Origin of the sequence: Lysinibacillus sp. NPDC094177, assembly GCF_050279145.1 — a bacterium.
Classification (GTDB): domain Bacteria; phylum Bacillota; class Bacilli; order Bacillales_A; family Planococcaceae; genus Lysinibacillus.
In genome coordinates this window covers 1-6,788 of record NZ_JBNNTW010000030.1, presented here as the reverse complement: position 1 = coordinate 6,788, position 6,788 = coordinate 1, and the positions used below count along the sequence as shown (strand labels likewise).

Annotated in this window: 4 protein-coding genes, 13 tRNA genes and 1 rRNA gene; 15 read left to right on the top strand and 3 right to left on the bottom strand. The window is 40.6% G+C overall.

Translation table 11 applies throughout. From position 1 onward, the window contains the following. The first annotated feature begins 3 nt into the window (after window positions 1-3). Window positions 4-75, top strand: a tRNA-Glu gene (locus ACQKNC_RS22485). A gap of 224 nt (window positions 76-299) precedes the next feature. Here ACQKNC_RS22485 and nadA read toward each other — a convergent pair. The 3 genes from nadA to nadB are packed head-to-tail and all read right to left on the bottom strand — an operon-like array spanning window position 300 to window position 3,793. Next, a complete protein-coding gene (gene nadA, locus ACQKNC_RS22480) occupies window positions 300-1,403 on the bottom strand; it encodes a quinolinate synthase NadA (protein ID WP_427426915.1) in 1,104 nt (367 codons plus the stop codon). Further along, window positions 1,390-2,250: a carboxylating nicotinate-nucleotide diphosphorylase gene (gene nadC / locus ACQKNC_RS22475; RefSeq protein WP_427426914.1), complete on the bottom strand. Its 861-nt coding sequence runs from the start codon at window positions 2,248-2,250 to the stop codon at window positions 1,390-1,392. The genes nadA and nadC overlap by 14 nt, the downstream gene beginning before the upstream one ends. Next, window positions 2,207-3,793 carry an L-aspartate oxidase gene (gene nadB / locus ACQKNC_RS22470; protein WP_427426913.1) on the bottom strand — a complete coding sequence of 529 codons (1,587 nt, stop codon included), beginning with the start codon at window positions 3,791-3,793 and terminating at the stop codon, window positions 2,207-2,209. Before nadB ends, nadC begins: the two co-directional genes overlap by 44 nt. Window positions 3,794-3,884: 91 nt before the next feature. On the opposite strand from nadB, the gene ACQKNC_RS22465 reads away from it, so the two are divergent. The 14 genes from ACQKNC_RS22465 (at window position 3,885) to ACQKNC_RS22400 (ending at window position 6,786) form a co-directional block, all read left to right on the top strand. After that, window positions 3,885-4,964, top strand: coding sequence for a cysteine desulfurase family protein (locus ACQKNC_RS22465; RefSeq protein WP_427426912.1), 1,080 nt, complete (start codon window positions 3,885-3,887; stop codon window positions 4,962-4,964). 582 nt (window positions 4,965-5,546) lie between these two features. Beyond that, a 5S ribosomal RNA gene (gene rrf, locus ACQKNC_RS22460) occupies window positions 5,547-5,662 on the top strand. 10 nt (window positions 5,663-5,672) lie between these two features. Continuing rightward, window positions 5,673-5,748 (top strand) — tRNA-Val (locus tag ACQKNC_RS22455). Between the two features lie 3 nt (window positions 5,749-5,751). Next, window positions 5,752-5,827: transfer RNA gene (locus ACQKNC_RS22450), tRNA-Thr, on the top strand. Window positions 5,828-5,831: 4 nt separating this feature from the next. Further along, a tRNA-Lys gene (locus ACQKNC_RS22445) sits at window positions 5,832-5,907 on the top strand. Between the two features lie 21 nt (window positions 5,908-5,928). Further along, window positions 5,929-6,013: transfer RNA gene (locus tag ACQKNC_RS22440), tRNA-Leu, on the top strand. A 46-nt stretch (window positions 6,014-6,059) separates the two neighbouring features. Continuing rightward, window positions 6,060-6,134 (top strand) — tRNA-Gly (locus ACQKNC_RS22435). Between the two features lie 5 nt (window positions 6,135-6,139). Further along, window positions 6,140-6,228, top strand: a tRNA-Leu gene (locus ACQKNC_RS22430). 17 nt (window positions 6,229-6,245) lie between these two features. Beyond that, window positions 6,246-6,322: transfer RNA gene (locus ACQKNC_RS22425), tRNA-Arg, on the top strand. 13 nt (window positions 6,323-6,335) lie between these two features. Continuing rightward, window positions 6,336-6,412 (top strand) — tRNA-Pro (locus ACQKNC_RS22420). A gap of 6 nt (window positions 6,413-6,418) precedes the next feature. Next, window positions 6,419-6,494: transfer RNA gene (locus tag ACQKNC_RS22415), tRNA-Ala, on the top strand. A gap of 26 nt (window positions 6,495-6,520) precedes the next feature. Beyond that, window positions 6,521-6,594, top strand: a tRNA-Met gene (locus ACQKNC_RS22410). 7 nt (window positions 6,595-6,601) lie between these two features. Further along, a tRNA-Ile gene (locus ACQKNC_RS22405) sits at window positions 6,602-6,678 on the top strand. A 15-nt stretch (window positions 6,679-6,693) separates the two neighbouring features. Then, window positions 6,694-6,786, top strand: a tRNA-Ser gene (locus ACQKNC_RS22400). Window positions 6,787-6,788: the final 2 nt, after the last annotated feature.

Here is a 6,788-nt window from a genome sequence, read left to right as displayed (position 1 = left end):
ATTGGCCCGTTGGTCAAGTGGTTAAGACACCGCCCTTTCACGGCGGTAACACGGGTTCGAATCCCGTACGGGTCATACTAAATGCAGTAGATGTAACTTACATCTACTGCATTTTTTTGTATAAGGATAGCTTTAAAGATTCTAAAGATGATTTGTAATGAATGTTTGAGATTCCTATAATTATCTCTAAACTATTGTTGAAATATATTAAATTGAACATTGCAAAACATATTCATGTAGAAGGCTCAAGTAACTATAATAACAAAACGTCTACTCAATTCTGGTAGACGTTTTGTCCTTTAAGCTCTTAATAGCATTCTTTCAAGTGAGCTGCGTGCTTCTTCAGCAATGTGAGCATCTACTTGAATACGATTATGTGGCTGGCCCTTTTCTATACTTTCTAGAGACCAAAGTAGATGGGGGAGGTCAATTCGATTCATTGTAAGACAAGGACAGAAGTTCTCATTTAAAGAGATAATCTGCTTATCTGGATGCTGCTTGATAATACGATTAACGAGATTCATTTCAGTACCGATTGCCCATGCTGAACCACTTGCTGCCTTATTAATCGTATCAAGAATGTATTTTGTAGAACCTGCATCATCTGCAGCGGCAACAACTTCGCGACTACATTCAGGATGAACAATGATACGCATATTTGGATGAACTTTACGTACAAGCTCCGTATGCTGAACTGTAAAACCTTCGTGTACGGAGCAGTGTCCCTTCCATAAGATGACTTGAACGTTTTCTGGGGACTGGTCTGTCTCAAGCATATTTGTATAAGGATTCCAAACTGCCATATTTTCAAGCGGTATTCCTAAATCGTACGCAGTATTTCTACCTAAATGTTGATCTGGTAAAAAGAAAATGCGTTGTTTTTGCGTAAATGCCCATTGAACCATTTCTTTTGCATTGGACGATGTTACACAGGCTCCTTTATGTCTGCCAGTAAATGCTTTAATGGCAGCAGTAGAATTAACATACGTTAGTGGGATAATGGTATCACCAAAGAGCTCCTGTAAAACCGGCCATGCTTGTTCTGTTTGATAGATGTCAGCCATGTCAGCCATTGAACAGCCTGCACGCATATCAGGTAAGTAAACATGCTGCTGTTCAGTTGTAAGCATATCAGCTGTTTCTGCCATAAAGTGTACTCCACAAAATACTATATGTTCAGCTTCCTTGTTAGCTGCTGATAATTGAGCAAGCTGTAAGGAATCCCCTGTTGCATCTGCAAATTGAATCACTTCATCTTTTTGATAATGATGCCCAGGGATAAAAAGCTTACTACCTAGTTTCTGTTTTATTGCTAGAATGCGAGATTCCATGTCATTTTTAGATAATGCACGGTAATGCTCTGGCAGTAGTGACGTTTGTTGTAATAAACTAGTGATGGACAATGGAATGAGCTCCTTTCGTTTGTACAAGTGCACTAATATCAAAGGCTTTTACTGAATGTGTTAGCGCTCCGAGTGAAATCCATTGAATACCTGTTTTAGCATAGGTATTTAAGTTTTGAAGTGAAATGCCCCCGGAAGCTTCTGTAGCAATATGTGGGGGAACTGCTGGGAGCCATTCACGTATTTCTTCAGGGCTGCGATTATCAAACATAATGATATCTGCACCAGCTGCAATTGCTTCATCTAATTGTGTTTTTGTTTCGATTTCGACCTCAATCTTAATGATGTGACCGATTTTCTCACGGGCAGCCTGTACTGCCTTAGTGATACTACCTGCAAAAGCGATATGATTATCCTTTAGCATTATCGCATCGTATAAACCATTGCGATGGTTATAGGCTCCACCAATTCTAACTGCATATTTGTCTAACATACGCATTCCTGGCATTGTTTTGCGCGTATCACATATTTTCGCATTAGTACCTGCTGTTTCTTGCACTGCTAAATTTGTAGCAGTAGCAATAGCAGACATACGCTGGATAAGATTCAAAATTACACGCTCACCCATTAATAACTTTTGAAGAGGTCCTTGAATAACAGCAAGAATATCACCGGCATTTACTGTTTCACCATCTTTTTTATATAGGGTAATATCTATTGATTGATCAAGTAGAAGAAATCCATGCTTAATGATGAGGGCTCCACAAAAAATGCCGCTTTCTTTCGCATAAAAAGAAAAAGATCCCTGCTGTTCTGCAGAAAATATAAATTCACTCGATAAATCTCCATCACCTATATCCTCATTAAAAAATAGCTTTAACATTTCCTCGAGTTTGATGATATTCATACAATGAATTCCTCACTTTCATCTGTCCTTGTTGAAAAATAATCCAGCGGTTTGCCCACTGATTATCATTTTTCGGTTTATCAATGCGAATATGTGCTCCGCGAGTTTCTTTTCGTGTAATTGCTGCGTGTGTCATTAATGTAGCGACAACATGCATCATGTAAAGTTCAAGTTCCTGACGATTCAAGCCATCTAAATCAACATGAAGAAGTGTTTGCATTGAGGGCAATTGTTGTTTGAATTGTTGCATATCGATAGGATTTCGCACAATACCTAATGTGTGCATCATCTTTTGTCGTAATTGATCTTTTGTAAATAATGATGGCATGGTTTGTTGGTGATGTTTGTCATCAATCAAGAAACTATTTTGCTTGCAACCTGTTTGAATAATGTATTGGGCTGTTCTTTTCCCAAACGTAATTCCTTCTAATAGAGAGTTACTAGCTAAACGATTTGCACCATGCACCCCAGTACAAGCAACTTCTCCAATTGCATATAAATGAGGAATAGATGTTCTTCCCTTATCATCAGCAACAACACCACCCATTAAAAAATGGCTACCTGGTGCTACAGGAATTAAGCCATCTTGTAAATTAACGTTATTATCATGGCAAAGCTGAGTAATCGTAGGGAATTTTTCTTCGAAGTGTTCAATACTTGAAATATCAATAAATGTTTCTTGCCCAGCAGCACGTTTATTAAATAATACATGTGCAGTAATATGGCGTGGTGCTAAGTCCAGCTGTTCATGTATGCCTTTCATTATGGGGTGACGTTGTGCATCGACAAATATCCCTCCGGCGCCACGCACAGCTTCAGAGACTAATCCTTTGGCCTGCCCTCCACACCAAAGTAAGCTTGGATGGAATTGCATAAATTCCATATCACTGATGGCAGCTCCAGCACGATATGCTAAAGCGATACCATCTCCAGTACTCGAAGCATAATTAGACGTACAAGAATAAATAGCGCCTGCACCTCCTGTCGCGAGAATGACGTGGTGGGCGAGGTAGCGCTTCGTTCCTTTTGCTCCTTTTGTCAGAACGCCAATACAATCTCCATTTGTATTCAATAAAAGCTCGTAAGCCATTTCATAGCAATTCACAACGATATTAGATGTAAGTTGATTAAGCAAATAATCTATCATAATTTGGCCAGTACGATCACCACCTGCATGTAAAATACGGTGATAACTATGTGCCCCCTCTAAACCTAGAGCTGGAGACCCATCAACTTGTCGATCAACTGGGAAGCCCTCATTTAAAAAATCACGCATAATTTCTGTGCCGTTTTCTATTAACACTTCAACATTCTTTCGTTCATGATGATAGTCACCAGCAGTCAACGTATCTGCAATGTGAAACATAGGATGATCTTCTTGACTTGTAACGGCAGCAATACCACCTTGAGCACGATAAGAACTACTCATTTTAACAGAACATTTTGTAACTATCTGTACTTGAAAATGTTCTTCGAGAAGCCTAGCAGTTTGAAGTGCAGCAATGCCGCTACCGATAATAAGCACATTTGTCATTACATCCATACCTTTACCTTCTTTACTGTTGTCTTGACACCTATCTTTACATAAAATAAAAGAGAAAACAAGAGCTGATGAACTAGAAAGGAAGAATAAGATGATTTATCTGGATTACGCTGCAACTTCTCCAATGACTCCTAAAACTCTTAAAGCATATTGTGAGGTAGCAGAACAGTATTATGGAAATAGTGCAAGTTTACATGATCTAGGAGGGCAAGCACATTATTTTGTTGAACAGTCAAGAGCTGTTGTAGCAAGATCTCTTGGAGTAAACAGTGATGGTGTGATTTTTACTGGAAGCGGAACTGAGGGCAATTTAATTTCGATTTTGTCATTAGCTTTAGCGTCAAATAAAGGAAAGCACATTATTTCATCACAAGCTGAACACACATCCGTACATGCGGCTTTAAATACACTTGAAAAAATGGGTTTTGTGGTCATGAAGTTACCCTTACAGCAAGATGGTAGTATCCATGTGGAGCAACTACGAGAAGCAATACAAGAAGATACGGCTTTAATCACTATCCAACATGTAAATTCTGAGATAGGCTCTATTCAACCTATAGAGAAAATTGCAGAGATTGCAAAACAATCAAATGTTCTTTTACATGTTGATTGTGTACAGTCTTTTTGTAAACTCCCTTTAAAACAGCAGGTAGATGCTATTACTGTTTCAGCCCATAAAATAGGTGGGCCAAAAGGTTGTGGTGCTGTTTATATTAATCCTAAGCTCCGTGCTCCTGCATTAGTACCAGGTATCACACATGAGCGTGGGTTAAGAGGAGGAACACTAGACACCCCAGCTATTGTCGCTTTTGCTACGGCGATTGAAGATTATCAATATGAGCGTCAGCATTATGATGCATTACGTCAATACTTTAAGAACAATTTACCGAAAACGTGTCAGATAATTGAGTGTAAAGAGCAATTGCCTAATATTTGTGGTGTATTAATGGAAAGGGTCGAGGGGCAATACGTTTTGTTAAAATTAAATGAAGCTGGGATATGTGTTTCCACAGGAAGTGCCTGTGATATTCATAGTGAATCTGGTACGAAGGCGATTTTATCAATGGGTTATTCTATGGAGGCGGCTCGCCAATTTTTTAGAATATCTTTTGGTCCAACAACGACATTTGAGGAAATTGATCGATTACAAATGGCGCTTTCTGTTATTTAGCTTCTTTAGCAAATGTTTTTGGTATCGAAAGCGAAGCGTCTGAAATATTCTTTCACTTGAGCAGTAAATTTAGGGTTTAATATGGTTGAGGATAAGATGAATCCTGAAAGCTATAATTAAATAATTTTGAAATGATAAATTAACAGGCATGTTAATTGAATCTATAAATAGTTTTTTGTTTATATTTTGCTTTTTAAGTTGATTGTAACAAAGGGCTACCTCTGAGTGATCCTGTCGAAGATTAAAGATTCCTGCGAAAAGCGAAGCGGCTCGACAGTCGGAAAGGAGTAGCTCATATTGGAATTCAGCTTTTTTAATGAATTAAAATAGATAAAAACACAACTGATAAATTAATTGTTTTCTTTTAATTAAACAATTGATATAATAAATAGCAGAGTGATAATTTCTCTTTCATAACAAAAATAGCTTCAAAAAGTAATAATTTCTTTTTTTTATAAAAAAGTATTGCACAATGTGAAAAAACGTTATACAATAATTCTTGTCTTGAAGGACAGGTAATAAACTTCAAAACGAAATACATAAGGGTTTCAAGATACGCTGTATATTGAAAGCCGATAATAGTCTAGTGATGATGGCAAAGAGGTCACACCCGTTCCCATACCGAACACGGAAGTTAAGCTCTTTAGCGCCGATGGTAGTTGGGGGCTTCCCCCTGTGAGAGTAGGACGTCGCTAGGCATAATACCCAGGAGGATTAGCTCAGCTGGGAGAGCACCTGCCTTACAAGCAGGGGGTCGGCGGTTCGAGCCCGTCATCCTCCACCATTTGCCGGTGTAGCTCAGTTGGTAGAGCAACTGACTTGTAATCAGTAGGTCGTGGGTTCGACTCCTATCGCCGGCACCATTTTGAGCCATTAGCTCAGTTGGTAGAGCATCTGACTTTTAATCAGAGGGTCGAAGGTTCGAGTCCTTCATGGCTCACCATTTTATTGCCAACAATTATATGCGGGTGTGGCGGAATTGGCAGACGCACTAGACTTAGGATCTAGCGCCGCAAGGCGTGGGGGTTCGACTCCCTTCACCCGCACCATTTTTAGAATTTCATAATTGCCAGGATAAATAAATCTTATGCACATGCGGAAGTAGTTCAGTGGTAGAACACCACCTTGCCAAGGTGGGGGTCGCGAGTTCGAACCTCGTCTTCCGCTCCAAATGTGCCGGGGTGGCGGAACTGGCAGACGCACAGGACTTAAAATCCTGCGGTAGGTGACTACCGTGCCGGTTCGATTCCGGCCCTCGGCACCATTTTATTTTAAAACTTAGCGCCCGTAGCTCAATTGGATAGAGCGTCTGACTACGGATCAGAAGGTTATGGGTTCGACTCCTGTCGGGCGCGCCAAATTAATATTTATCGGAATGTAGCTCAGCTTGGTAGAGCACTTGGTTTGGGACCAAGGGGTCGTAGGTTCGAATCCTGTCATTCCGACCATTTTATGGGGCCTTAGCTCAGCTGGGAGAGCGCCTGCCTTGCACGCAGGAGGTCAGCGGTTCGATCCCGCTAGGCTCCACCATAAAAGATAACCAGTATAAAGATCCTGGCGGCGTAGCTCAGCTGGCTAGAGCGTACGGTTCATACCCGTAAGGTCGGGGGTTCGATCCCCTCTGCCGCCATCTTAAAGGACCTTTAGCTCAGTTGGTTAGAGCAGACGGCTCATAACCGTCCGGTCGCAGGTTCGAGTCCTGCAAGGTCCACCATTTATATATTGTTACGGAGGTATACCCAAGTCTGGCTGAAGGGATCGGTCTTGAAAACCGACAGGCGGGTAACACCGCGCGGGGGTTCGAATCCCTCTACCTCCTCCAGT

Excerpts from the sequence above, each read along its gene's own strand:
- nadB (WP_427426913.1), bottom strand. The coding sequence starts at position 3,793 with ATGGATGTAATGACAAATGTGCTTATTATCGGTAGCGGCATTGCTGCA.
- nadC (WP_427426914.1), bottom strand. The coding sequence starts at position 2,250 with ATGAATATCATCAAACTCGAGGAAATGTTAAAGCTATTTTTTAATGAG.
- ACQKNC_RS22465 (WP_427426912.1), top strand. The coding sequence starts at position 3,885 with ATGATTTATCTGGATTACGCTGCAACTTCTCCAATGACTCCTAAAACT.